Origin of the sequence: Stenotrophomonas sp., assembly GCF_032056425.1 — a bacterium.
GTDB lineage: Bacteria > Pseudomonadota > Gammaproteobacteria > Xanthomonadales > Xanthomonadaceae > Stenotrophomonas.
Genome location: NZ_DAMBCN010000031.1, coordinates 16,024 through 42,140, shown reverse-complemented (window position 1 = coordinate 42,140; position 26,117 = coordinate 16,024). Strand labels below are relative to the sequence as shown.

General features: G+C 69.1%; 14 protein-coding genes. All 14 read right to left on the bottom strand.

Features of this window, described 5'->3' with window-relative positions:
* Positions 1-393: 393 nt before the first annotated feature.
* Positions 394-2,598 (bottom strand): type II secretion system secretin GspD, encoded by a 2,205-nt coding sequence (gene gspD, locus RTY46_RS17340; protein ID WP_312709943.1) that lies wholly within the window; start codon positions 2,596-2,598, stop codon positions 394-396.
* A 9-nt stretch (positions 2,599-2,607) separates the two neighbouring features.
* Positions 2,608-3,408 carry a hypothetical protein gene (locus RTY46_RS17335; RefSeq protein ID WP_312709942.1) on the bottom strand — a complete coding sequence of 267 codons (801 nt, stop codon included), beginning with the start codon at positions 3,406-3,408 and terminating at the stop codon, positions 2,608-2,610.
* Positions 3,405-4,118, bottom strand: a complete 714-nt coding sequence (gene gspM, locus RTY46_RS17330; protein ID WP_312709946.1) for a type II secretion system protein GspM — start codon at positions 4,116-4,118, stop codon at positions 3,405-3,407. The genes RTY46_RS17335 and gspM overlap by 4 nt, the downstream gene beginning before the upstream one ends.
* Positions 4,099-5,259: a PilN domain-containing protein gene (locus RTY46_RS17325; protein WP_312709940.1), complete on the bottom strand. Its 1,161-nt coding sequence runs from the start codon at positions 5,257-5,259 to the stop codon at positions 4,099-4,101. Before RTY46_RS17325 ends, gspM begins: the two co-directional genes overlap by 20 nt.
* Positions 5,256-6,119: a type II secretion system protein GspK gene (locus tag RTY46_RS17320; protein WP_312709939.1), complete on the bottom strand. Its 864-nt coding sequence runs from the start codon at positions 6,117-6,119 to the stop codon at positions 5,256-5,258. Before RTY46_RS17320 ends, RTY46_RS17325 begins: the two co-directional genes overlap by 4 nt.
* Entirely contained in the window at positions 6,116-6,751 is a 636-nt protein-coding gene (locus RTY46_RS17315) for a type II secretion system protein J (protein WP_312709938.1), read from the bottom strand. Before RTY46_RS17315 ends, RTY46_RS17320 begins: the two co-directional genes overlap by 4 nt.
* On the bottom strand, positions 6,748-7,167 hold the full coding sequence (locus RTY46_RS17310; protein ID WP_312709936.1) for a prepilin-type N-terminal cleavage/methylation domain-containing protein: 420 nt from the start codon (positions 7,165-7,167) through the stop codon (positions 6,748-6,750). Before RTY46_RS17310 ends, RTY46_RS17315 begins: the two co-directional genes overlap by 4 nt.
* The gene (locus tag RTY46_RS17305; RefSeq protein WP_312709935.1) at positions 7,164-7,658 is read right to left on the bottom strand and encodes a GspH/FimT family pseudopilin; all 495 of its coding nucleotides are present in this window, start codon (positions 7,656-7,658) and stop codon (positions 7,164-7,166) included. The genes RTY46_RS17310 and RTY46_RS17305 overlap by 4 nt, the downstream gene beginning before the upstream one ends.
* 6 nt (positions 7,659-7,664) lie before the next feature.
* Positions 7,665-8,108, bottom strand: a complete 444-nt coding sequence (gene gspG / locus RTY46_RS17300; RefSeq protein ID WP_312709934.1) for a type II secretion system major pseudopilin GspG — start codon at positions 8,106-8,108, stop codon at positions 7,665-7,667.
* Between the two features lie 49 nt (positions 8,109-8,157).
* Positions 8,158-9,378, bottom strand: a complete 1,221-nt coding sequence (locus RTY46_RS17295) for a type II secretion system F family protein (protein ID WP_312709933.1) — start codon at positions 9,376-9,378, stop codon at positions 8,158-8,160.
* A 24-nt stretch (positions 9,379-9,402) separates the two neighbouring features.
* Positions 9,403-11,124: a type II secretion system ATPase GspE gene (gspE, locus tag RTY46_RS17290; RefSeq protein WP_312709931.1), complete on the bottom strand. Its 1,722-nt coding sequence runs from the start codon at positions 11,122-11,124 to the stop codon at positions 9,403-9,405.
* Between the two features lie 150 nt (positions 11,125-11,274).
* The gene (locus RTY46_RS17285; RefSeq protein WP_312709944.1) at positions 11,275-13,137 is read right to left on the bottom strand and encodes a S8 family peptidase; all 1,863 of its coding nucleotides are present in this window, start codon (positions 13,135-13,137) and stop codon (positions 11,275-11,277) included.
* Positions 13,138-13,323: 186 nt separating this feature from the next.
* Positions 13,324-20,814 carry an ESPR-type extended signal peptide-containing protein gene (locus RTY46_RS17280; RefSeq protein ID WP_312709930.1) on the bottom strand — a complete coding sequence of 2,497 codons (7,491 nt, stop codon included), beginning with the start codon at positions 20,812-20,814 and terminating at the stop codon, positions 13,324-13,326.
* Positions 20,815-21,265: 451 nt separating this feature from the next.
* Positions 21,266-25,150, bottom strand: coding sequence for a phosphoribosylformylglycinamidine synthase (gene purL, locus RTY46_RS17275; protein ID WP_312709929.1), 3,885 nt, complete (start codon positions 25,148-25,150; stop codon positions 21,266-21,268).
* Positions 25,151-26,117 lie beyond the last annotated feature (967 nt).

Genomic DNA, 26,117 nt, shown 5'->3' with positions numbered 1-26,117 from the left:
AGGCATGCCTCGGGCCCATGGCGCTCACGCCCCCGCAACCGGACCCACCCCGCCTTCGACAGTTTCCAGCGATCTGTCGGGAAGGCGTTCTGCCTTGGTGGGTGTCGACCTTGGTCGACACAGTAGATCCACGCCATGCGTGGATGAATTCATTCGATATCTGACAGATGTGTCGACCAAGGTCGACACCTACCAACAGCCGCGTAAATCTGTCAGAGGTGGGGCGGTGTGGGCTTGCAGGACCGCAGGCGCCATGGATGGCGCCTACGAGCCTACAGGGACGTACTTGCGGCGTGTCCTGCAAGCCCACACCGCCCCGCCATCCCACGGATAACCAGCTTTTGACGTTGCCGTTGCCGTGAAGCGGGTGCAGGGCTGCAAGCCCTGCCGGCCTTATTTCTTGCGGGCGCCGGGGGCGATCGGTTCCATGGCGCGGAAGCGGCTGCTGTATTCGTCGGTCAGCGCACGTGCTTCCTGGCCGTTGCGCACGATCGTCGGGGTCAGCAGCACGATCACTTCGGAACGACGGCTGTTGCGCGTCTTGCTGCCAAACAGCGCACCCACCACCGGAATCCGGCTCAGGCCCGGAATGCCGTTGTGGCCATCGGTGCCCGAATCGGTGATCAGGCCCGCCAGCATGATGGTGTCGCCACTCTGGATGGCCGCTTCGGTGGACAGCTTGCGGGTGGAAATGCGCGGATTGCACTGGGTGCGCGTGGGGTCGCAGTTGGCCGCCACTTCGCCGGCACTGCTCACTTCCTGCACGATGTCCATGAACACCGTGCCATCGCGGGTCACCCGCGGGCGTACCTTCAGGATCACGCCAGTGTCGATGTACTGCACCTGGCTGTAGGTGTTGTCGGTGCCCACGCCGGTGTTCACCGAGACGGTGCTGATCGGCACCTTGTCACCCACGTTCAAGGTGGCTTCGGCGTTGTTGCGCACGAAGATGGACGGGGTCTGCAGCAGGCGCAGGTCGGTCACCTTGTCCAGCGCGCTGACCACCGCGGCCGCATTCTTGCCCAGGAAGGTCCAGCCCAGCCCTTCACTGCCGGTAATGGCGCCGGCGAAGGTGCCCCACACATTGCGACCCAATGCGCTGGGCAGGGTGGCATCGCCGGTGGCGCCGGGGAAGGTCTGGCCCTGCACGGCGTTCTCGAAGTACCAGTTCACGCCGTAGCTCAGTTCGCCCTGCAGCGAGACTTCGGCCACCTGCGCTTCGATATGCACCTGCAGCGGCATGACGTCCAGCTTCTCGATCACTTCGCGGATCGAACGCCAGGCCTGCGGGGTGGCCCGCACCAGCAACGCATTGGTTTCTTCCACCGCCGAAACGCCGACCGTGTCGCCTTCCACATCCAGGCTGACGCTGATGTTGCCTTCCTGGCGCTGCGGCAGGTTCATGGTGCTGGCCATGCCGCTGCTGCTGGAACCGGTGCTGCCCAGCGTGCTGCTGTCATTGCGGCTGTCGGTCTGGCCGGTGCTGTCCAGCTGCATCGGCTGCGCGCCCGGTGCCAGCGTGGTGGTGCTGCCGCGGTTGTTGCGGTTGTTGCTGCTGGCGAACGCTTCGGACAGGCGCTGGGCCAGGTCACGCGCCTTGATGTAGCGCAGTTCGTAGGAGAACAGCCGGGCGCTGCCACCGGCGGTATCGATGCGGTCCAGCCACTGCTGGATCTGGTCCAGGTAACGCGCCTGCGGGGTGATGACCAGCACGGCGTTGGCGTTTTCCAGCGGCAGGAAACGGAACATGCCGGCACTGGGGGTCTTGCTGTCTTCGCCGAAGACCTTTTCCAGATCGGCGGCAACCTGTTCGGCCTTGCCCGACTGGATCGGGAACACGCCCACCGACATGCCCGACAGCCAGTCCACGTCGAAGATCTCGACAGTGTGCAGGTAGTTCTCCAGTTCGGCGCGGGTGCCGCCCAGGGTGATCACGTTGCGCCCGGTATCCACATTGACGATCGCGTTGGGTCGCGCGTACGGCTCCAGCACCTTCTTCATTTCGCTGGCAGAGATGAACTGCAGCGGCACCACGCGCACTTCAAAGCCACGGGCACTGGAGGCCGGTGCAGTGCTGGGCGCGACGGTGCCAGCCAGGGCCTGGTCGGCGGCGACGATGTTGTAACGGCCGCCGCTGTAGACCATGCGCGCGTTGTTCCAGCCCAGCACCATTTCCAGCAGGTTCAGCGCCTGCGCCGGTGACACCGGCTTGGGCGTGGCCAGGGTGACCGTGCCCTGCACGCCCGGTGCGATCACGTAGTTCTGCCCAAGCATGTCGCCGAGGATCGCCTTGACCACCGCGTGCACCGATTCGCCTTCGAAATTGAAGGTGGCACTGCCACTGCTGGCGGTGTTCAGTGCCGGCGACGGTGCGCGCGCCGCCTCGCGGTTGATCATGGTGCCGCTGCCACGCCGGATGACCGCCTGCGGTGCGCCGCTCTGGCCATCGCCTTCAGCCACCCGCGCATCGGCGGCGGCCTGGCCGGCGGGCGGGCTGGGTTGCGGGTTGCCATTGCGCTGCACGTGCGGGCCGGACACGGTGGTGCAGCCGACCAGCAGCGCAAGAAGGAACGAGGAAGAAAGGAAACGCAGGTTCATGCATTCACTCTATCGGTTGGTGCCATCGCCCGTGGGCGGCGACGGTTGTTGCTGCTGTTGTTGCTGCTGCAGCTGACGGCGACGGGCCTGGATGCGCTCGCGGATGGCCTGCATCTGCGCTTCACTGGGACCGTTGGCATTGGTGTTGGGGGCGGGCGTGCTCTGCGCCGCCGGACCGGCAGCCGCGGAGCCGGCCAGATCGACCGGGCGCTGGGCGCTGCTGTTGCTGCTGTTGCTGGCCGGGCTCGGCGGCGGAGGCGGCACCACCACGCCTGCCGGCGGCACCGCGCCATTGGCCCCGCGCAGCACGGTCGGCGGTTCGCCGCCCTGCCCGTTGAAGGTGGCCAGTTCCAGCACCTGGTTGCCCGACGGGCCGATCACCGTGGCCTGGCGCGGTTCCAGCGCAACCAGCTGCCAGCCGTCCACGGCCTCCCCGTTCAGGCGCAGGCGCAGCGAACGGTTCTGTTCGGTGGTGAAGGTGGCCATGCTGAAACTGTCGGTCAGCAGCACACCGGTCAGGCGCAGGGCGGCACTGGCGGCCGGTTCACTGCCGCCCAGCAGATACGGGCGCGGCCGCCGGTCTTCGGCGAACAACGGGCGTTCGCTGATGGCGCTGTAACTGTCGGCGGCGGCCATGCGCTCGGGTGCCAGCGGCGGCAAGGCAGGTAATACCGCAGCACGGTCGGCATCCTCCGGACCCGCGGGCAGGCGGCTGCCCAGACCGAATGCGGTGGCCAGCCACAGCGCGCCGGCCCAGCCAGCGGCAGCCAGCAGCAGGCCCGTGCGCAGGGGAAGTGCATCGTGCTTCATTCGGCGCCCTTCCCTGCATCGGTATCCGCATCGGCCTCGGCCGCCGCATCGACGGCCGGCTCGGCCGGAGCCGCCGCCTCAGGCGGCGCCACCGCGGTACCGGGCACGGCCGCAGCGCCGTCGGCTGCCGCGCCGGGCAACAGGTAACCGGCCAGCTCGAAGGACACGTCCAACCCAAGGCCGGATTCATTGGCCGATTGCTGGAAGCGCTGCGCGATCAGGTTCAGGTTGTCCACGAACAGGCGCGGACTGCCGGTTTCCAGGCTGTGCAGCACGGTGGCCAGTTCGGCCACGCCACAGCGCAGCCGAACCTGCATGGCCACGCGCACGAACTCGGCATCGCGACGGTTGTCGGTCAGCGGCGTGCGGTTGCTGATGGTGCAGCTGCGGTTGCCGGGGCTGGCCATCGCCACCGCATCCTGCAGCCGTGCGCCCAGCGCGGCGGCAGCCGCCTCGGCAGTGGCTTCGCGCAGGAAGCCGGGGCGCTGTTCCAGCACCTGGCGGGTTTCCTTCAAGCGTTGTTCGATCTGCGGCTGCTGCTGTAACTGCGCCTGCACGCGCTGCTGGCGCTCGCGCAGCGCGGCCACGTCTTCGTTGATGGCAAGCAGCGGCTGGGTGAACCAGGGGTGCACCAGCAGCAGGTAGGCCAGGCCCAGCACGGCCATCAGCAGGGCCAGTGCCAGCCAGCGGTCACGGCGTGGGTTGGGCATCGGCATCGGCCGCCTCCTTCCGTGCAGGGGCGGCGGGTACGACGGCGGCCGGCAACGGTTGCAGTTCGGCGGTCAGGGTGAAGCGGTCGCGGCCGCTGCTGGCGCCGTCGGCCTGCAACACGCCGGTCAGGTTCACCTTGCGCCACTGCGGCGCGTCCTGCAGCAGCGCGACCAGTTGCGAGGCCTGCCCACTGAGCCCGATCAACTGCAGGCTGTTGTTCTCGATCGCCAGTTTTTCCAGGTAGGTGCCATCGGGCAGGCGCCGGGTCAGCTCGGTCCACAGTTCCACCGTGGTGGCACGCTGGCTGCGCTGTTTTTCCAGGAAGGCGGCACCGTCGATCAGCGCCTGCAGCTGGCTGCGTTCACTGGCCACGCCGCGGGCACTGCGGGCGCTGCGCTCGACCTGTTCGCGCAGGGTGTCGGCGGCGTCGCGCCGGTTGTCCAGCAGCTGCAGGGCGGCCAGCACCAGCATCACCAGTGCTGCGGCCACCAACAACAGGTTCCAGCGGCGGCTGGGATCAACGCGGTGCTGGCGCTGCGCCGGCGGCAGCAGGTTCACCTGCAGCGTGTTGCCCTGTTCGTCGATCGCGTCCACGCCGGCCAGCGCGCTGGCCCATTCGCCGGCCTGGCTGCCCCACGCGTCAAGCTGGCGCAATGGCCAGGCGACCAGCTCCACCTGCAGCAGGCCGTCCTCGGCAGCGCCCAGGCTGCGCACGTCATAACTGACCTGGCTGGCTTCAAAGGGCGTCTGCCGGTCAATCTCGTAGCCCACCACCGCGTGCAGGCGGTCAGCGGCCGCAGGCGGCAGCCGCAGGCGGCGACGCAGCACCTGCGCCATCGGCAGCAGCCAGAACCGCGGCAGCTGCCGCAGACGGGGTTCCAGTACGCGGTCCAGGTCGGCCGGGGCCAGCGGCCACGGCAACCGCACCACGCGTTCGGGGCCTTCGCTGCCATCACGCCATACCTGCACCTGCTCGCCTTCACGCTGCAGCAGCACGCGCGCCTGCGACCAGCCCAGCGCCCACTGCCAGCGGACCGGCACCCAGGCCAGCAACGATTGCCGCCACCAGCGCAGGAAATGGCCGACGCCCGGGCCGATCCGGCCCTGCACCTGCCGCACGCTGTCCTGCCATGCCGTCATCTTGCTGCCATTCCCTGCTCCCAGCGAAGCACTGTGTAGGTCTGGCCGGGCACACCGCCCGAGCCGTTGCGTACCACCGCCTTCAATACCGACTGGCGTCCACTGCCGTCGATGGCGCGGCACTCGATACTATAGGTGCCGCTGCCGCTGGCAAGGGTTGACGTGCCCGCACCTGAATCTTCGTCACGCTCCTGCTGGGCGCGTTGCGCCAGGACCTGTTCCGCATCCAGGCCCAGAGCCAGCAGCACCGGTCCGGCAGCGAAGCGCGGATCGGGCCGTGCCTGGCGGCTGTAGAGCGTGATGTGCGGCAGCATGGCCTGATACAACGCGGCCCGCATGCCCAGCACCCGCTGCAGCTCGCCCAGGGTCTCGAACCGTTTGTTGCGGGGACCATACGGCAGGCCGGCCGCCGCATAATCGGGTGCCTCGGCGCCGCCGCCGGGCTGCTGCAGGCTGTCTTCGTCGCGCCAGTCGATGATCGCTCCCGCCAGCCGCGCGGCATCCTCCGGGCTTTCACCCAGCGCCTGCAGGAAGGCGGTGAGCAGCGCGGCGTCGGCCAGGTTGAGGTTGATCTTGCCGTTCTCGTCCACCACGCGGATATCCACCCGCGCGTCGTCGAACTGCCAGCGGTAGGTCCGGCCATCGGCCTGCCAGGCCGGACGCTGCGGATCGGCACGCAGGCGCAGCAGGGCATACTCCACCCCTGCACGCGCGCGTTCCTGGCCGCGTCCGTCGTCATCCAGCACACGCTGCTGCAGGTGCTCCACCCGCGCGGTGAGCGCGAACGCGCCGACCAGCGCGGTCATCAGCGCGATCAGCCACAGCACCAGCACCAGCGCGGCGCCACGCATGGCCCTCATCGGGTAGCCCCCGCGGCACCGCCGGCGCGCAGCGCGACCACCAGCGGCGGCCAGGCCGGCCCGCGTGCAGGCCGCACCTGCACTTCCACCAGCAGCGGCAGGCGACGGGTGTCATCCCAGCGCGGCAACCACTCGGTCAACTGGCCGCTGGCCGCATCCACGCCGCGGTAGCGCAGCTGCACATCGCGCAGGTGCTCGGCCAGCACTTCCGGCGGACGCGGCGGTGTTTCCGGCAGTTGTTCGCCCTCCTGCAGCAGCACAAGGCCCAGCAGCAGGCGGCGCTCACCAGCCTGACCGTCCACCTGCAGCGCGTGCAGGTAAGGACCGCCGCGGCCCAGGTAGCCGGGCAGATCGGCAACGAACTGCAGGCCGCGCTCGTCGCCGCTGAAGAACACCGGCTCGCGGGTCGGATCAGGCGCCTCGATCGGACTACGCATTGCGGCACTCAGCTGCCGCCGCAGCAGCCCCTGTACCGCGCGCATGCGCTCGCTGTCGGCGGCAATCTGCTCGCCGCGCTGGCTGACCGCCATGGCCGAGCGCACGCTGGCGAACGCCAGCGCCAGGCCACCGGCCAGCAGGACGGTGGCCAGCATCACTTCCACCAGGGTGAAGCCACGTGCACGCCGTTTCACCGTGCACGCTCCAGATCGGGTGGCAACAGACGCAGGCTGCGCCAGCGCAGCTGCTCGCGCTCACCCTCGCCCCAGCGCACCTGCAACTGCAGTTCGGCCAGCCACGGGGCGCCCGGCGAATCGGCCACCGGCGCGCTGCCCGCGCGCGGCTCCGTGTACGGCTGCACCTGCAGTTCCCAGCGGTAGCGGCCCTGTTCCCATTCGCCCTGCTGACGCCCGACCTGCAGCGGCTCCTCCACCCCGGCGGCGGCCAGCAGCGACTGCGCATGCAACACGGCGCGGGTACGCAGCTCGGCGTCCTTCACCTGCCGCGCGCCGCCGGACAGACTGCCCAGCAGCAGCGTCAGCGCCAGCCCCAGCAGGGCGAAGGCGACGATGACTTCCAGCAGGGTGAAACCGCGCGCGCGCCGCTTCATGGCGCCTGCCACGGGCCGGAGCGCACCTCGCCGGTCAGCCAGCCGACGTCGATACGCCATTCGGCGTTGTCGCGCAGCAGACGGATGCGGCCACCGCTGGCACCGCCATCGGGATGGAACTCGATCACGCCCTGCCCTGGCCCGGTAGACAACTGCGCGGCCCCTTCGAACTGCACCTGCAACGCTTCCGGCACGGTGCCCTGGCGCTGGTTGGCACCGGTCCAGCGGTGCTGCGCCGGTTCGATCACGAAGCGTTGCGGCTCGCCACGGGCGATGGCCTGCGCGCGCACCATGCGCAACTGGTTGGCAATGTCCTTGCCGGCGCTGCGCAGCTGCATGCCGGCGAAGCCGCGCGACAGACCGGCGGCGGTGATCAGGCCGATGGCGGCGATCAACGCGATCACCAGCAGCATTTCCAGCAGCGACAGCCCCGCTGCGCGCCTGCCGTGCAGGCGCGGGCGATGCAACCGGCGCGGCAGGATGTGGATCATGCAGGCTTACGGCTCGTAGCGGATATCGGCGTCGACACTGCTGCCGCCCTGCTTGCCATCCTTGCCCAGGCTGATCAGATCGTAGGGCTGGCCCTCACCCGGCGCGCGGTATTCCAGCGCGTGGCCCCACGGATCGTTCAGATCGGCGGCCTTCGCATACGGGCCCAGCCAGCCACCGGTAGCGGCCGGGGCCTCGATCAGGTCCTGCAGGGTGCCCGGCAGCTTGCCGGTATCGAGCTGGTAGTTGTCGATCTTCGATGCCACGGTCTGCACCTGCGCCTTGGCGATGTTGGCCTTGCCGCGGTCGGCGCCGCCCAGCACGCGGCTGGCGACCAGGGTCAGCACCGCGCCGATCAGCACGATGACGATGATGATTTCCAGCAGGCTCATGCCCGACTGGTGGCGGGCGGCAGTGAAGGAAAGGCGGATCGGTCGACGGGAAGCAATCATGGTCGGTCCTTTCAGGTACGGAACAGCGGGAGTGTAAGAGGCGCCATCATCAACCGATGGCGTTGGTCAGGTCGTACAGCGGCACCAGCACGGCCACGATCACCGCGCCTACCACCGAGGCCAGTACGAGGGTGATGGCCGGCACCATGGCCGCCAGCAGGCGATCGATGCGGCGGGCACTGTCCTGTTCGAAGGTGTCGGCCGCCTTCAGCAGCATGGTGTCCAGCGCACCGGATTCTTCACCCACCTGGATCATCTGCAGGGCCAGGCGCGGGAAGCGCTTGCCGCGCGACAGCGCCAGCGAAAGACCGGCACCGTTTTTCACTTCTTCGGCCGCGCTGTCCACATCAGCGGCCAGCGCGCGGTTGCCCAGCACGTTGCGGGCGATGCCCAGCGCGCCCAGCAGTGGCACGCCATTGCGCAGCAGCGTGCCCAGCGTGCGGGCCAGGCGCGCCGTTTCCAGTTCGCCCAGCAGGCGACCGATGCCGCGCCGCTGCAGCAGCCAGCCATCCAGCGCCAGGCGGGACGCGGGCTGGCGCAGCCTGCGTTCCAGCAACAGCACCAGTACTGCCGGCAGCACCAGCAGCAGGATCCACCAGTCGCGCACGAACAGGCCCACCTGCAGCACGATGTGGGTGAACCACGGCAACGCCACGTCCAGGCTCTCGTACATCTGCGCGAACTGCGGCACCACGTAGCCCAGCAGGAACAACAGCGCACCGCCCACCACCAGCAGCAGGATGGCCGGGTAGACCAGTGCGTTGATGACCTTGCCCTGCAGCGCGCGGCTGCGTTCCAGATAGTCGGCCAGGCGCTGCAGCGTATCGTGCAGGCTGCCACCGGCTTCGCCGGCGCGCACCATGTTCACGTACAGGCGCGAGAACAGGCCGTGCTGGCGTTCCAGCGCGGTGGACAGCGGCGCACCGCCGCGCACCACGTCGCGGATGTCGGTGATCGCCCGGCGCGAGCGCTCGTCTTCGGGCAGGCCCAGCAGAATCGACAGCGCGCGATCCAACGGCTGCCCGGCCGCCAGCAGCGTGGCCAGCTGCTGGGTGAACTGCAGCAGGGCCGCGCCCTGCAGCGGCCGCGGCCGGAACAGGCCGCGCAGGCTGCTGCCACCCACCGCGCCGCCATCGGCCAGGCGCGTTTCCATCGGCAGGTGGCCCTGGTCCTGCAGGCGCGCGATCAGCTCAGCTTCGCTGGCCGCTTCCATCTGGCCATCGAAGACTTCACCGTGCGGGTTCAGCGCCTTGTAGCGGTAGTTCGGCATGTCAGCAGCAGGCTCCAGCGCGCATCAACCCTCCTCGGTCACGCGCAGCACTTCTTCGATGGTGGTCTGCCCGCTCAACGCCTTGGCCAGCCCATCTTCGTACATGGTGCGCATGCCGGCCTCACGCGCGATGCGTTCGATCTCACCCATGCCATCGCGGCGCATGACTGCGCGGCGCAGCGCATCGTTCATCACCAGGAATTCCATGATGGTGGTGCGGCCCAGGTACCCGGTCGGTGCCAGTGCCGAGGGCTTCGGCCGGAACAGATGGATGGTGCCCTGTGGCTGCAGGCGGCGCAGTTCGAAGCGTTCGATTTCCTCCGGCGAGGCTTCGTAGCGCTCGGCGTGGGTCGGCTCCAGGCGGCGCACCAGGCGCTGGGCCAGGATGCCGTTGATGGTGGACGTGAGCAGGTAATCCTCCACGCCCATGTCGAGCAGGCGGGTGATGCCGCCGGCAGCGTTGTTGGTATGCAGGGTGGACAACACCAGGTGGCCGGTCAGGGCCGACTGGATCGCGATGCGCGCGGTTTCCAGATCGCGCATTTCGCCGATCATGATGATGTCCGGATCCTGGCGCACGATGCTGCGCAGCGCATTGGCGAAATCCAGGCCGATCTGCGGCTTGGCCTGGATCTGGTTGATGCCTTCGATCTGGTATTCCACCGGGTCTTCGACCGTGATGATCTTGACGTCGGCGGTGTTGAGCTGACTGAGCGCGGTGTACAGCGTGGTGGTCTTGCCCGAGCCGGTGGGGCCGGTGACCAGCAGGATGCCATGCGGCTGTTCCAGCACCTTGCGGAACTGCGGCAGGAAGGCATCGGTGAAGCCGAGACGATGGAAATCGAACACCACGGTTTCGCGATCGAGCAGACGCATGACCACGCTTTCGCCGTGTGCGGTGGGCACCGTGCTGACGCGCAGATCCAGTTCCTTGCCCTGCACGCGCAGCATGATGCGGCCGTCCTGCGGCAGGCGGCGCTCGGCGATGTTCAACCGCGCCATGATCTTGATGCGGCTGATCACCGCAGCGGTCAGGTTGGCCGGTGGGCTTTCGCCTTCCACCAGCACACCGTCCACGCGGTAACGCACCTTCAACCGGCTTTCGAACGGCTCGACGTGGATATCGGACGCGCGCATTTCCACCGCGCGCTGGATGACCAGGTTGACCAGACGGATGACCGGCGCTTCCGAGGCCAGGTCGCGCAGGTGTTCGATGTCGTCCACCGCGCCACCTTCACCGTCGGCGGTTTCCACGATGGCGCCCATGGCACTGCGACCCTGGCCGAACCAGCGTTCGACCAGGTCGTCGATTTCCGCGCGCATGCCCAGCACCGGAGTGACCGGCACGCCCAACGCCAGCTGCACGGCCTGCTGCGGATAAGGATCGTGCGCATCGGCCAGCCACAACTGCACGCCGTGTTCGTCCAGCGCCAACGGGCACACGTGGAACTGCTTGAGAAAGCGCTGCGAGAGCGGCAGGCCTTCGGCCAGCGACTGTGGCGGTGCCTCGGGCAGCTGCTTGCCCTCCAGCAGCGGCAGGCCGAGCACGTCGGCACTGGCCTGCGCCTGATCACGTTCCGAGACCAGGCCCAGCCGCACCAGCAGCCCCAGCAGGCTGCCGCCGGCTTCCGCATGCAGCGGCCGCGCGCGGGCCAGGTCAGCGTCCTTCAACCGGCCACGCGACAACAGGGCATCCAGGATGCGGCCTTCGGCGTCGTCGTGGGCGGTAGCAGCGAGCGCGTTCACATGACTCTCCTGTCGATCGCCCTGACTTTAGCAGTTTGGCCGGGACTTCCGCCGTCCCGCGACGGTTTACCAACAAAAGACGACGCCCGTCACCTTCCGGTAACGGGCGCCGCCAATTCACTTACGACACGGTGTGCAACCGCTTGGCCGTTACTGGGTGGCCAGGATGGTCACGCCAGCGAACGCGGCCTCACCCACCACCTTCACGTAGTAGGTGCCGGCCACCGGCTTGGCCACGCGAACGGTTTCGGTGTTGCCCGGGCGGGTGGACTTGGCATCGTTGTCGGTTGCCGTCGGCACGCGGCCCTGCGCCAGGTACACCGACACATTGCCCGTGCCGCCGTAGGTCAGCACGCTCAGCTGCTTGCCCGCTTCGGCCTCGAAGGTGTAGACGGTTTCGCTGCCGGCAGCGCCGGCCACGCCACTGACAGCCACCTTGTTGGTCAGCGGAATGCCTTCCGGCTCGCAGTTTTCCGTGCACGGCTCCTTCATTGCGGCGTCCAGCGCGGCCTTGGCATCGACAATGCCGGTGCCGATCGGGGTTGCAGCCGGAATGGTGACCGGGAAGCGGCGTGCGGACTGCTTCAGCAGCGTTTCCATCGCAGCCGGGCTGAGCGGATCCTTGCCATTGGCTGCCAGTGCGCTCTGCACCAGTGCCGCGACTGCGGCCACGTGCGGCGAGGACATCGAGGTCCCGCCCTTGCCCATCAGCACCCACTCACCCGCGTCCGGGGTGGTGTCGGAGCTGGAACCGACCTGCCAGATGTAGCCGTTCGGATTGCCATCCACGCTACCGCCACCACCCGGTGCGGACAGATCGACCACGCTGCCGTAGTTGGAGTAGTAGGTGATGCCACCGGTCACGCGGGTGGCGCCGACCGAAACCACGTTGGCACAGCTGGCCGGACGGTAGTTGGCAGCGTTGTCGGTGTCATTGCCAGCCGCCACCACGACCAGGGTACCGCGCGATACGGCACCGTTGATCGCATCCTGGTAGGCCGCATCGCACGTGCCGCGGCCGCCCAGGCTCATGTTGATGATTTCAGCCGGGGTGGTGTTGGCCGGAACGCCTGCCACGGTGCCACCGGACGCCCAGGTGATGGCGTCGCTGATGTCGGCCAGGGTGCCGCCGCACTTGCCCAGCACGCGCACCGGCAGCACTTTGGCCTTGTAGGCCAGGCCCGCCAGCGCGCTGCCGTTGTTGGTCACTTCGGCGATGGTGCCAGCCACGTGGGTACCGTGCCACGAGCTGCCTTCAGGCTCCGAGCCGTTGTAGCACTCATTGGCCGTTTCCACCCAGTCACCGTAGTCGGTCGCACCCGGGGCACGGCCATCGGTCGGGCGGCGCGAGGATTCCTTGTCGCTGATGAAATCGTAGCCCGGCAGCAGGTTGTCACCGAAGTCCGGCACGCCCGGCAGGATGCCGGTGTCGAGCACGGCCACCACCACGCCCTCGCCCTGCGAGACATCCCAGGCGGCCGGCGCATTCACGCCGCTGGTGGCGTTGTAGAAGTTCCACTGGTACTGGGCGTAGTTGGGATCGTTCGGCACCAGCGCCGGCTGTGCGTTGCTGGCGCGCAGGTCGGAGCGCTGCAGGCGAACGTTGGCCACGGCGTACTGCACCGACGGATCGGCGTTCAGTTCGGCCAGCACCTTCTTCATTTCCGCGCCGGCCAGGCGCGACTTCAGGCGGATCAGATCACTGCCGGTACCCAGCTTGCGCTCGACCTGCGGCGACAGCGACAGCGCGCGGCTGGTGGTGCCGCTGCTGACGATGGCGCGCGACAGTGCCGACTGCACCACGGTGAGCTTGCTCGAACGGTCATTGGCGGCCGCGGTACCGGTGCGGTACTTGACGATGATGCCGTCCACCGCCTGCTGGTCGGCGCTGGCAGCACGGGCCGGTGCGCTGGGCGTGCCCGGGTTGATCGCATGGGCGGCACCGACGCCGACCGTCAGCGACAGCACGGCGGCAGCCAGTACGTTGATGCGAAGGTTCTGCTTCTTGGTCACGTTCGAAATCCTCTTCAAGGTCATGGTTGAGCTTTCCTTCTCCGCCGATCGGACTGGCGGAGCGCACTACGGCCATCCTTCCCTGCGACCGCCCTGGCTGGCCCACCAGGATTGCCGTGCCTCGCCCCCTCGGGCCTGTACTGCAGGGCGAGCCGGTGGCGCAGGCCACCGGCTCGCACATCGCACTTACCAGCCGAAGCCGGCACCGACGCCAACCGAGGCGTCATCACTGCTGAACGCACCGCCCAGGGTGACCGTGGCGCGATCACTGATCGCACGCTGATACCCCAGCGACATGGCCGATTCGCCGCCCTGGAAGCCGATGCCGACGCCGACGCGGTTCTGGGTGCGGATGCCCGCGGCGCTGGTGGCCATGTTCAACATGGCCGCACTCATCGCGCCCTGGCGGTCGATGCGGCGATCCATGTGGCGCAGGCGACCGTCGACTTCGCCCTTGAACACATCGAAGCTGTCGGCGACGGCCTGCACGCGGCTGTCGGTGTAGCTGTTGGCGGTGGTGATGCCGCGGTCCAGCTGGCCCTTGTTCACCGCATCGGTGGCCGCAGTACCCGCGGCGACGTTGGTGACCTGGCGCTCGTTGCCCTCGCTGCCCACCGAGACGGAATTGGCACGATCGGCAACCGAGCCCTGGCCCAGGGCCACCGCGTTGGCGGCGGTGGCAGTGGCACCCTGGCCGATGGCGGTGGACGAGGCCGCGCTGGCCACGGCACCTTCGCCGACGCTGACCGCACCGATGGCGGCCGGCTGTGCAGCGGCGGCGCCGCCCACACTGGGCTTGGCCGGGATGTCACTGCGCGTTGCCACCGGGTCTGCGCCGGAGGCGCTGGACAGCTCGGCCGCCGATGCCTGCGCGGTGCTGCTGGCGCTGCGCAGGCTGGCCGTAGCGGTGCTGGCACGGCTGGAGCCACCCGCGGTGCGCTGGTCCAGTTCGCTCACCTTGCGGTCCAGCGCGCCCAGTGCGTCGCCCACGTTGTTGTAGGTGCTGCCCTGGATTACGTAGTTGGGTGCGACGAACACCCCCTGCAGGCCCACGCTGGCACCACCGCCGAGGAAGCTGGCGGCATCGCTGAGCGACTGGAACAGCTGGCCACCGGTGACCGCCTGGCGGCTGCCGGCGGCAATGCTGCCAGCGCCCACGTTGTCGATCGTGGTGCCGTCCATGCCGGAGAGGGTCAGGCGATCGCGGCTGGCATCGTCGTAGCCCACGGCATTGGCGCTGCTGGTTTCCACCGTGGCAATGCGCGAATCGAAATCGCCCACGCGGGTTTCCACGGCGCCCACGCGCTGGTTGGTGACATTCAGCTGCGAACCGGTGACCGCATCGCTGCTGCCGGCGGCAATGCGGCCGTCGGCCACGTTGACGATGCGGCGCGTGGCCGGACCGGCGGTGCCATTGCCACCACCAACCGACACCACATTGGCTTCCACGGCGCGCGAACCCGCACCCAGGGCCACCGAGTTGTTGCCGGTGACGCCACTGTTGGCACCCAGTGCCAGTGCCGCATTGCCGATGGCCGTGGCACCGCTGCCGACCGCGTTGCTGCGGCTGCCGCTGGCGTTGGCGTTGGCACCGATGGCCACTGCGTCGGTGCCGGTGGCGCTGGCCGTGCCGGTGCCACTGGCCTGGAAGCGCTGGCCGACCGCATCGGCGGTGGCGGCGACGGCATCCAGCTGGCCCTTGTTCACCGCATCGGTGGTCTCGGTGCCAGCCGCCACGTTGGTGATCTGCCGCTGCGCAGTGGCCGTGCCGACCGACACCGCGTTGGCGCGGGTAGCCTGCGAACCGCTGCCCAGCGCCACGCTGTTGGCCGCACTGGCGCTGGCGTTGGCACCCAGTGCAGTGGCATCGGCCGCATTGGCCCAGGCGTTCCAGCCGATGGCGGTAGCGTAGTCGTTGGTGGCCCAGGCACCGGCACCGAACGCGGCCGAGCCGGTACCGCTGGCACGGGCCGGGATCAGGCCGAAGTAGGTGCTGCCGCCAATGGCCACGCTTTCATCGCCGGTGGCTTCGCTGGCGTTGCCCACGGCCACCGAACCGGCGCCGCTGGCGGTGGCGAACACGCCGGCCGCGGTGCTGTTGGCGCCGCTGGCCAGGGTGCCGTAGCCCAGTGCCGAGCCCAGGCGACCGCTGGCTTCGCTGTAGCCGCCCACCGCCGTGGTGCCATCGGCCGAGGCCGAGGAACGGAAGCCGCTGGCCAGCGACTGCGCGCCGCTGGCGATGGCTTCGGCACCGCTGGCAGTGCTGTATACGCCCGTGGCCTGCGCGCCAGCGCCGGTAGCGGTGCTGCTCACCTCACTGGCGACCGCGCCGCTGCCCAGCGCGGCACTGTCTTCGCCGCTGGCCTGCGCGTTGTTGCCCACGGCTGCTGCGTTGCCGCCGGTGGCCAGGCTGTTGAAGCCTACTGCGGTAGCGTTGGCCGCCACCGCGGTGGCACCGCTGCCCAGGGCGGTGCTGCCATCGCCGATGGCATTGGCCGCCTCACCCGCAGCAAGTGCATTCTCGCCACCCGCATACGCACCGGCATCGCTGTCATCGCTGCCGCTGGCCTGGAAGTACTTGCTGGTGGCCTCGGCTGCGGCCGCCACGGCATCCAGCTGGTCCTTGTTCACCGCATCGGTGCCCTCGGTACCGGCGGCCACGTTGGTGATCTGGCGCGTGTTGCCCGCACCGCCCACCGACACCGTGTTGTCACGGTCGGCAATGGAGTCCGCACCCAGGGCCACACTGTTGGCGCCCTGCGATTCGGCTGCGTTGCCCAGTGCCGTGCTGTTGGCGCCCGGCGCCCAGGCGCCACCGCCCACGGCGGTGGAGTAATCACCCGAGGCTTCGGTGGCCAGCAGGCCGAACAGCGAACCACCCACGGCCACCGCATTGGTGCCGGTCGCCAGACTGCCCTGGCCGGTGGCGGTGCTGTAGGCGCCGGAGGCTTCGGCATCGCCGCCCAGGGCGACACTGTTGGAACCGGAGGCATTGGCGAAGTTGCCCAGCGCAGTGGCATTGAACGCCGAGGCGCTGGAGTAGCCGCCGATGGCCGTGCTGTAGCCACCGGTGGCTTCGGCACCGATGCCGAACGCCGCCGAGGCGGTGCCGCTGGCCACGCTCTCGCTGCCCACGGCAGTGGAGGCTTCGCCACTGGCGGTGCTGAAGTAGCCTACGGCCACGGCTTCCTCGCCACTGGCTTCGGACAGCACGCCGCTGGCGGTGCTGCCGGCGCCGCTGGCCACGCTGGCCGCGCCGAAGGCTGCACTCTGCTCGCCACTGGCTTCGCTTTCGGCACCGTGGGCCGTTGCGTACTCGCCGGTGGCCTGTGCGTTGGCACCGATCGCGCTGGCGTTGGCGGCCGTGGCCAACGCGTTGAAGCCGATGGCCTGCGCGTTGCTGCCGATGGCGTTGGCGCCCGCACCCAGTGCGCTGGCACCGTCGCCGATGGCATTGGCCGCTTCACCGGCCGCCAGCGCGTTGTCACCTTCCACATAGGCGCCGGCATCGCTGTCGTCGCTGCCGCTGGCCTGGAAGTACTTGCTGGTGGTTTCAGCGGTGGCGGCCACGGCGTCGAGCTGCGACTTGTTCACCGCATCGGTGGCCTGGGTACCGGCGGCCACGTTGGTCACCTGGCGTTCGTTGCCGGCAGTGCCCACCGACACGCTGCGGTCGCGGTCGGCCACCGAGCCTGCGCCCAGCGCGACGGCATTGCTGCCGCTGGCGGTGCTGCCCGCCCCCAGTGCAATGGCGCTTTCACCGTCGGCCACCGTATTGGTGCCGATGGCGATGCTGTTGATGCTGTTGCCCAGCGCCTGGAAGCCCAGCGCCACGCTGTTGGCGCCGTAGCTGAAGGCGCCGCGGCCGACGGCGGTGGAACTGGTGCCGTTGGCCCAGCTGTTGTAGCCGATGGCGGTGGCGCCGTTGGCACTGGCCCACGCGGCCGGACCGAACGCCGAGGCGTTGCTGCCGGTTGCCCAGGCGCCAGAGCCGAAGGCGGTAGCACCGGCTTCGCTGGCAGTGCTGTAACCACCCACCGCGGTGCTGTCGTCTGCCTTGGCGAAGGCGCTGTCGCCGATGGCGACGGCATAGCTGCCGGTAGCGCGCGACTTGCTGCCCGCTGCGAAGCTGTTGTCACCGGTGGCCTGCGCGCCACTGCCAAACGCGTTGCTGGTCAGCCCGGTGGCCTGCGCCGCATTGCCCACGGCGGTGGAACCGGCCGATGCGGTGGTGCCCACCTGCACCGGGTTGCCTTCGTCGTCCAGCAGCGGCTGGTTGTATTCGTCGTACGCCTGGCCCAAGCCCCCTACCGCGACGGCACCGTCGCCGTCGGCGAAGGTGTTGCGGCCCAGTGCTACGGCATCGGCACCCAGTGCACCGGCACCGGCGCCCTGCGCCAATGCACCGGCACCGATCGCGTTGCTGGCCGAGCCGGCGGCGACCGCACCTGCACCTTCGGCATAGGCACCGGCATCGGTGCCCTCTTCGGCCTGCGCCTGGAAGAAGTGCGCGGTGGTGTCGGCGGTGGCGGCCACCGCATCGAGCTGGGCCTTGTTCACGGCATCGGTCGCTTCGGTACCGGCGGCCACGCTGGTGATCTGGCGTTCGTTGCCGCTGCTGCCCACGGCCACGCTGTTGTCACGCACCGCCTCGGAGTTGGCACCCAGCGCCACACTGTTGGCACCCCGTGCGGTGGCGTAGAAGCCGACAGCAGTGCTCTGTGCGCCGCTGGCCCAGGTCTGTGCACCCAGCGCACTGGACTGCGCACCGGGTGCGTAGGCGAAGTAGCCCACAGCGGTAGCTTCGGCACCCGACGCTTCGGTGAGCGTGCCGTTGGCAGTGGCGTAATCGCCGCTGGCGATGGCACCGGCGCCGACCGCAGTGGCGGCTTCACCGCTGGCCTGGGTCTGCACGAGGAAGCCCAGGCCGGGAATCAGATCGGCCGGGCCACCAATGGCCACGCTGCTGGTGCCGGTGGCCACGCTGCTGGTGCCCAGCGCAGTGGAGTAGTCGCCAATGGCGTTGGACACGGCACCGAAGGCTGCCGACTGCGCACCGCCGGCATACGCGCCCACGCCGTAGGCGCTGGACGCGAAGCCACCGGCTTCGGCGCTGGCACCGACGGCAGTGCCGCCCACGCCCGCGCTGGTGGCACCGGTATCCACCGGCACGCCACCGTTGGTGATCAGCGGGTTGCCCTGCTCATCGACGGCGGCACCACCGACGGCCACGCTGCCCGGACCGACGGCCTGCGCATTGTTGCCGAAGGCAGCGCTGTTCTGGCCGCTGGCCAGCGCGTTGAAGCCCACGGCGGTGGCGTTGCTGTTCACAGCGGTCGCACCGCTGCCCAGCGCGGTGGTGCCATTGCCCAGGGCATTGGCGGCTTCGCCGGCGGCGGTGGCGTTGCTGCCGTCGGCAAACGCACCGGCGCTGCTGTCATCGCTGCCGGTGGCCTTGAAATAGGTGCTGGTGTTCTCGGCCACGCTGGCCACTGCATCCAGCTGGCCCTTGTTCACCGCATCGGTGGCTTCGGTACCGTCGGCCACATGGGTGATCTGGCGTTCGTTGCCGTCCGCGCCGACGGCCACCGTGTTGTCACGGTCGGCCTGCGAGGCGGCACCGATGGCCACGCTGTTGCTGCCGTTGGCGGTGGCACTGGCACCCAGCGCGGTCGACTGCGCACCGTCGGCCCACGCGTTCCAGCCGATGGCCGTCGCGTAGTCCTCGGTGGCCCAGGCGCCGGCACCGTAGGCTGCCGCACCGGTACCGCTGGCGCGCGCCGGAATCAGACCGAAGTAGGTGCTGCCACCAATGGCCACGCTCTCATCGCCACTGGCTTCGCTGGCCTCACCCACGGCCACCGAACCGGCGCCGGAGGCAGTGGCGAATACGCCGGCGGCGGTGCTGTTGGCGCCACTAGCCAAGGTGCCGTAGCCCAGCGCCGAACCGAGGCGACCGCTGGCTTCGCTGTAGCCACCCACCGCGGTGGTGCCGTCGGCCGAGGCCGAGGCGCGGAAGCCGCTGGCCAGCGACTGCGCGCCGCTGGCGATGGCTTCGGCACCGTTGGCGGTGCTGTACACAGCCGTGGCCTGCGCACCGGTACCGGTGGCGGTGCTGCTCACTTCACTGGCCACTGCACCGCTGCCCAGTGCCGCGCTGTCGCTGCCGCTGGCCTGCGCATTGCTGCCTACCGCTGCGGCGTTCCCGCCGGTCGCCGAACTGTTGTAGCCCACGGCGGTTGCGTTGGCGGCAATGGCCAGTGCGCCGCCGCCCAGTGCGGTGGTGCCATCGCCGATGGCGTTGGCTGCTTCACCGGCGGCCAGTGCGCTGTCGCCCTCGGCCAGTGCGCCGGCATCGCTGTCGTCACTGCCACTTGCCTGGAAGTACTTGCTGGTGGCTTCGGCGGCGGCGGCCACGGCATCCAGCTGGTCCTTGTTCACCGCATCGGTGCCCTCGGTACCGGCGGCCACGTTGGTGATCTGCCGTGTGTTGCCAGCGCCGCCCACCGACACCGTGTTGTCACGGTCGGCAATGGAATCCGCACCCAGGGCCACGCTGTTGGCGCCCTGCGATTCGGCCGCGTTGCCCAGTGCCGTGCTGTTGGTGCCCGGCGCCCAGGCGCCACCACCCACGGCAGTGGAGTAATCACCCGACGCTTCAGTGGCCAGCTGGCCGAACAGGGCGCCGCCCACGGCCACGCTGTTGGTACCACTGGCAATGCTGGCCTGGCCGGTGGCGGTACTGTTGGCGCCGCTGGCCTGCGCATCACCGCCCACCGCCACGCTGCTGGCGCCGGTGGCGTTGGCGGCATTGCCGACCGCGGTGGCATTGAACGCCGAGGCGTTGGACAAGCCGCCCAGCGCGGTGCTGTAACCGCCGGTGGCTTCGGCGCCGACGCCGAAGCTGGCCGATGCGGTACCGCCGGCGACGCTGCCTGCACCGACACTGGTGCTGCCGCTGCCGCTGGCCTGCGCCTGCGCGCCGACCGCAGTCGCGCTGTCGGCGCTGGCCTGTGCGGCGCTGCCCAGCGCGGTGGTGTCATCGCCGGTGGCTGCGGCATCGGCGCCGGCGGCCAATGCGCCTTCGCCCTCGATCGTGGCCGCATCGCTGTCGTCGCCCGCGCCATCGGCCTTGAAGTAGCGGCTGCCTTCGGCGGCGGCGGCGGCCAGCGCGGCCTGGGTGGCCTGCGACTGCGCCTGCGCCAGGGCATCCAGCTGCGCGCGGTTCACCGCGTCGGTGGCGGCCGTACCCGCAGCGACGTTGGTGATCTGCCGTTCGTTGCCACTGGCACCCACCGACACCGTGTTGGCGCGGTTGGCTGTCGAGCCGGCGCCGAGCGCCACGCTGTTGGCCGCGCTGGCGGTGCTGCCGGTGCCGACGGCAACGGCATTGCGGCCGCTGGCGTTGGCGCTGCCATCAACCACGCACTGATCGATCACGCTGCTGCTGAGGGTCACGCAGTTGGCGTTGCCGCCCACTTCCACCGACTGTGCCTGCGCCAGGCTTGTCCAGCCCAGTGTCATCAGCAGGCCGGCGGCGAGCACCGTCGGCGCGCTGCCGCCGTGCTTCTGCCGCTTGTCGACAACCGTTCCGGCCTGGTCCGAGGTTGCCAGTTCCGAGGCAACGACCAACTGACCCAATGCTTTGTTCCAGACCTTGCGATAAATCCGATTCATCGATACGGCTCCTGAGTGGACTGGTTTTTAGGCAAAGCAACGCCATCGCTGGGCCATCCGGCCCAACGTCCCCTGGGGGCGTCTATTCGCGTGATTTACGGCGGGTGTTCGCGCAGAACGCGCAGAGAGGCGAAAGCGCCTTCCGTTGCGCAATGCGTTACTACGAAATGAATGAATTCAAAACGGACTGGCAGTGTTAACGTGAAGATTATCGTCCGTCAAGAGTTTGACGGAACAAAACCTACCGTCGTGAACCAGTTCACCGTTTTATGGGTTTATGCGGTTATTTCGTTAGAACCGCGTGAACATGATGTTGCGCATGTAACGCGCTGTAACTCGTGGCCAGCACACGATATTCACGCGATATAAACAAAAACCCGCCGGGTTTACCGGCGGGTCTGCATACGTCAGCGAATTGGCGCGTGCGCGGATCGCACCTGCGTGCGAACGATCAGCCGCACCAGACGCGGGCGTTGCGGAACATGCGCATCCACGGCGAATCGCCCTGCCACTCGGCCGGGGCCCAGCTCAGGTTGAGCGCGCGCGGGGTGCGTTCCGGGTGCGGCATCATGATGGTCACCCGGCCGTCGCTGCTGGTCAGGCCGGTGATGCCGTCCGGCGAACCGTTCGGGTTCAGCGGGTACTGGCTGGCCACGTTGCCGTTGCCATCGATGTAGCGCAGTGACACGCGTGCGGCCGCCTGGTCCACCGCGTTGGCGAACACCGCACGGCCTTCGCCGTGGGCTACCGCTACCGGCAGGCGCGAACCGGCCATGCCACGCAGCAGGATCGACGGCGATTCCACCACCTCCAGCAACGCGGTACGGGCTTCGAACTGCTCGCTGGCGTTGCGGCGGAACTGCGGCCAGTGCTCGGCGCCGGGGATGATGTCCTTCAGCTGGCTCATCATCTGGCAGCCGTTGCACACGCCCAGGGCGAAGCTGTCTTCGCGGGCGAAGAACGCGGCGAAGGCATCACGCAGCGCGCTGCGCTCCAGCACCGAGGTGGCCCAGCCGCGGCCGGCACCCAGCACGTCGCCGTAGCTGAAGCCACCGCAGGCCACCAGTCCGGTGAAGTCCTGCAGGGCCACGCGACCTTCGATCAGATCGCTCATGTGCACGTCGAACGCACGGAAGCCGGCGCGTTCGAAGGCGTTGGCCATTTCAATCTGGCCGTTCACGCCCTGCTCGCGCAGCACCGCCACGCGCGGGCGCGCACCGGTGTTGATGAACGGCGCGGCCACGTCCTCGGCCAGGTCGAAGCTGAGCTTCGGCTTCAGGCCCGGCGCGTTGAAGGCACGGGCGACCTCACGCTCGGCGTCGGCATTTTCCGGGTTATCGCGGCGCTTCTGCATGGCGTGGGTGACCGACCACCAGGCGTCGAACAGCGCTTCCCAGCGCCACTCGGCCAGGTTTTCGCCGCCCAGCGACACGCGCACCACCGGTGCGGTGGTCGGCTTGGCGATGCGCTGCGCACATTCAATCAGTGCGTGGCGCTCGACCAGGTCGGCAAACGCGGCGCGGTCTTCACGGGCAATCTGCACCACTGCGCCCAGCTCTTCGTTGAACAGGCTGCGGAACGGATCATCGCCCCAGGCATCGAGGGTGATGTCCAGGCCCAGGCGCGAGGTGAACGCCATTTCGCACAGCGCGGCGAAAGCACCGCCATCGCTGCGGTCGTGGTACGCACGCAGCAGGCCAGCCTGGCGCGCATCGCGGATCAGTTCGAAGAAGCCACGCAGGCGCTGCGGGTCGTCCAGGTCCGGGGCGGCACCGGCGAAGGCCGGCAGGTCGCCGTGGTCGGCATGCACCTGAGCCAGGATCGAACCGCCCAGGCGCTGCTTGCCGGCACCGAGGCCGATCAGCCACAGCTCGCTGTCCACGTCGCGGTCGAGCAGCGGGGTCAGCTGCTGGCGCACATCGGCCACCGGCGCGAACGCCGAGATGACCAGCGACACCGGCGACACGCTCTTGTGCGCTTCGCCCTGGTCGTGCCACTGCGCCTGCATCGACAGCGAGTCCTTGCCCACCGGAATGCTGATGTCCAGCTGCGGGCACAGTTCCATGCCCACGGCCTTCACCGCGTCGTACAGCAGCGCGTCTTCGCCCGGGTGGCCGGCAGCGGCCATCCAGTTCGCCGACAGCTTGATCTCATCCAGCGCATCGACCGGGGCCGCGCACAGGTTGGTCAGCGCTTCGCCGACGGCCATGCGTGCCGACGCAGCGGCATCGAGCAGGGCCAGCGGGGTGCGCTCGCCCAGCGACATCGCTTCGCCGGCCACGCCGTCGAAGTCGGCCAGGGTGATGGCAACGTCAGCCACCGGCAGCTGCCACGGGCCGACCATCTGCTCGCGCGCGGTCAGGCCACCGACGCTGCGGTCACCGATGGTGACCAGGAAGTTCTTCGAGGCCACGGTCGGGTGCGCGAGCACGCGCAGGCCGGCGTCCTGCAGGTCCAGGCCACCGGTCTTCAGCGCCGGCCAGCGCGGGGCCGGCGGGTGCGCGGTGTCGCGGTGCATCTTCGGCGGCTTGCCGAACAGCACGTCCATCGGCAGGTCGATCGGCGCATCGGCCGGGGTGTGGCCGGGCACGGCGCCGTAGGCCACCACCAGGTGTTCTTCGGCCGTGGCCACGCCCACCGCGGCGAACGGGCAGCGCTCGCGCGCGCACAGCGCAGCGAACTCGGCCAGGCGTTCCTGGGCCACGCCCAGCACGTAGCGTTCCTGCGATTCGTTGCACCACAGCTGCATCGGCGACAGCGACGGATCATCGGTGGGCACCTTGCCCAGATCGATGACGCCGCCCACGTTCGAGTCGTGCAGCAGTTCGGGGATGGCGTTGGACAGCCCACCGGCGCCAACGTCGTGGAAGAACTTGATCGGGTTGTTGGCCCCCATCGCCACGCAGCGGTCGATGACCTCCTGGCAGCGGCGTTCCATTTCCGGGTTGTCGCGCTGCACGCTGGCGAAGTCCAGGTCCTCGGCGCTTTCGCCGGAGGCCACCGAACTGGCGGCACCGCCGCCCAGACCGATCAGCATGGCCGGGCCACCGAGCACGATGACCGCATCACCGGCCTGCAGCTTGATCTTGTCGACCTGGATGCGATCAATCGCGCCCAGGCCGCCCGCCAGCATGATCGGCTTGTCGTAGGCACGGACCAGATCGGCGCCTTCGGGCAGCTCGAAGCTGCGGAAGTAGCCGAGCAGGTTCGGGCGACCGAACTCGTTGTTGAACGCGGCGCCGCCGAGCGGGCCGTCTGTCATGATCTCCAGCGCCGGTGCCATGCGCGGGTTCAGCGCGCGCGGCGCTTCCCACGGCTGCGGCAGCTCGGGAATGCGCAGGTGCGAGACCGAGAAGCCGGACAGGCCGGCCTTGGGCTTGCCGCCGCGGCCGGTGGCGCCTTCATCGCGGATTTCGCCACCGTTGCCGGTCGAGGCACCCGGGAACGGCGCGATCGCGGTCGGGTGGTTATGCGTTTCCACCTTGATCTGGAACGCGCTGGGCACCTGCGGTTCGCGGCGGTACTCGCCGCTGGCCGGGTCCGGACGGTAGCGCGCGGCCGGATGGCCTTCGATCACCGCCGCATTGTCGCTGTACGCGCTGAGCGTGTGCTGCGGGGTCTGCTGGTGGGTGTTCTTGATCATCCGGAACAGCGAACGGTCCTGTTCCTGGCCGTCGATGGTCCAGCTGGCGTTGAAGATCTTGTGCCGGCAGTGTTCGGAATTGGCCTGCGCGAACATCATCAGTTCCACGTCCGAGGGCGAGCGGCCCAGCGCGGTGAAGCGTTCGCGCAGGTAGTCGATCTCATCCTGGGCCATGGCCAGGCCGAGGCGCTGGTTGGCGGCCTCCAGCTGGTCCACCGGCACGCGTTCCAGTTCGCCGCGCGCCGGGCTGCTGAACAGCGCCTGGCCCTGCTCGACCGCCTCCAGCACCGATTGGGTCATCGGGTCGTGCAGGGCCTTCACCAGCGCCTGCTGGGCGGCGGCATCGGCCGGCCAGCCCAGCACGTCGATGCGCAGGCCACGTTCGACCCGGCTGACCGGCTGGCCGGCACCGCGCACCAGTTCGGTGGCTTTGCTGGACCAGGGCGACAGCGTGCCCAGGCGGGGCACCACGACGCGGCTGACCGCACCGTCGGCCACGGCCTGCGCCTGCGGCTGGGCTTCCAGGATGCGGCACAGGGTGGCCACGTCGGGCGCGGCCGTGCCTTCGGGCTGCACGAAGTAGACGTGCCAGGCACCGCTGATGCGCAGGGAGGGAGCGATGGACTGCAGGCGGGATTCAAGACGTTCGCGGCGGAACGGCGACAGGGCGGGCGCGCCCTCGAGGACCATCATGTCCGGGGAACCGTAGTTGGGAAACGGGCCCGACATTGTACCGGAACCGGGGGGTGGGCTTCGGCCGGGCGGCGCCCGGCACCCGCCGAACCCAGGGCGACGGCCAGAGCCGAAGCAAGAGCCAGAGCAACAGCCGGCTATCCGAGGGTTGGGTGGGGCGGTGTGGGCTTGCAGGACACGCCGTAAATCCATCCATGGAGGCTTGGTCGCGGCTTGCTCGTGTGCGCTTTCCTGCGCACACGGCAAGACCGGGGTTGGGCGTCCTGCCCAACCCGCCCGAGGCATGCCTCGGGCCCATGCCGCTCACACCCCCGCAACCGGACCCACCCCGCCTCCGACAGTTTCCCGCGAGTTGCCAGAACGGCACGGGGTCGGATCCCGTGGCTTCGCAACGGGCTCTGACCCCAGATTGATTTTGATGTCTTACAAATTCATCCACGCATGGCGTGGATCTACTGGTCCCGGGAACGGGTAGATCCACGCCATGCGTGGACGAGAGCGCAGCGACCGGCCTTTGCTTTTGATCTTTTCTTCTTGTCTTTCGTGGCTGGCGCGCGCAGGAACCTGTCCAGGGCCGGGCGGGTGGGGTCAGGCGGGGTATCCGCGGCATGGATGCCGCGGCTAAGCCCCCATGGACGGGTTTACGGCGTCCCCGCCTGACCCCACCCGCCCGGCCAACCCACGGAAATCCGCTGTTCGCGGCAATCCCCAGCCACGAAGGGGCTCCGCCGTTGGCCGGCAACCGCGCGCCAGCGCCGCTCTTCGCGGGAATCCCGGAACCCCGAAATCCCGGAACCATGCGCTCGCTCACGGATTGCCCGGGCAATTGATGACAACGTTGTCCCTACCTGGCCAGCCGGACTCTCTCCCCGGTCTGGCCTGGTGCCCCGTCCGCTCCCACCGTCGCCATCCCCGGCGACGCCCGGACCTGCGTCACGCGCGGTGCCATCGGGGCCCGCGCGCCTCT

What these genes read in the sequence shown, in the direction of transcription:
- RTY46_RS17295 (WP_312709933.1), bottom strand. Translation starts at nt 9,378, where the DNA reads ATGCCGAACTACCGCTACAAGGCGCTGAACCCGCACGGTGAAGTCTTC.
- RTY46_RS17325 (WP_312709940.1), bottom strand. Translation starts at nt 5,259, where the DNA reads ATGACGGCATGGCAGGACAGCGTGCGGCAGGTGCAGGGCCGGATCGGC.
- RTY46_RS17280 (WP_312709930.1), bottom strand. Translation starts at nt 20,814, where the DNA reads ATGAATCGGATTTATCGCAAGGTCTGGAACAAAGCATTGGGTCAGTTG.
- gspD (WP_312709943.1), bottom strand. Translation starts at nt 2,598, where the DNA reads ATGAACCTGCGTTTCCTTTCTTCCTCGTTCCTTCTTGCGCTGCTGGTC.
- purL (WP_312709929.1), bottom strand. Translation starts at nt 25,150, where the DNA reads ATGATGGTCCTCGAGGGCGCGCCCGCCCTGTCGCCGTTCCGCCGCGAA.
- RTY46_RS17320 (WP_312709939.1), bottom strand. Translation starts at nt 6,119, where the DNA reads ATGAGGGCCATGCGTGGCGCCGCGCTGGTGCTGGTGCTGTGGCTGATC.
- gspG (WP_312709934.1), bottom strand. Translation starts at nt 8,108, where the DNA reads ATGATTGCTTCCCGTCGACCGATCCGCCTTTCCTTCACTGCCGCCCGC.
- RTY46_RS17310 (WP_312709936.1), bottom strand. Translation starts at nt 7,167, where the DNA reads ATGAAGCGGCGCGCGCGCGGTTTCACCCTGCTGGAAGTCATCGTCGCC.
- gspM (WP_312709946.1), bottom strand. Translation starts at nt 4,118, where the DNA reads ATGCCCAACCCACGCCGTGACCGCTGGCTGGCACTGGCCCTGCTGATG.
- RTY46_RS17305 (WP_312709935.1), bottom strand. Translation starts at nt 7,658, where the DNA reads ATGATCCACATCCTGCCGCGCCGGTTGCATCGCCCGCGCCTGCACGGC.
- RTY46_RS17335 (WP_312709942.1), bottom strand. Translation starts at nt 3,408, where the DNA reads ATGAAGCACGATGCACTTCCCCTGCGCACGGGCCTGCTGCTGGCTGCC.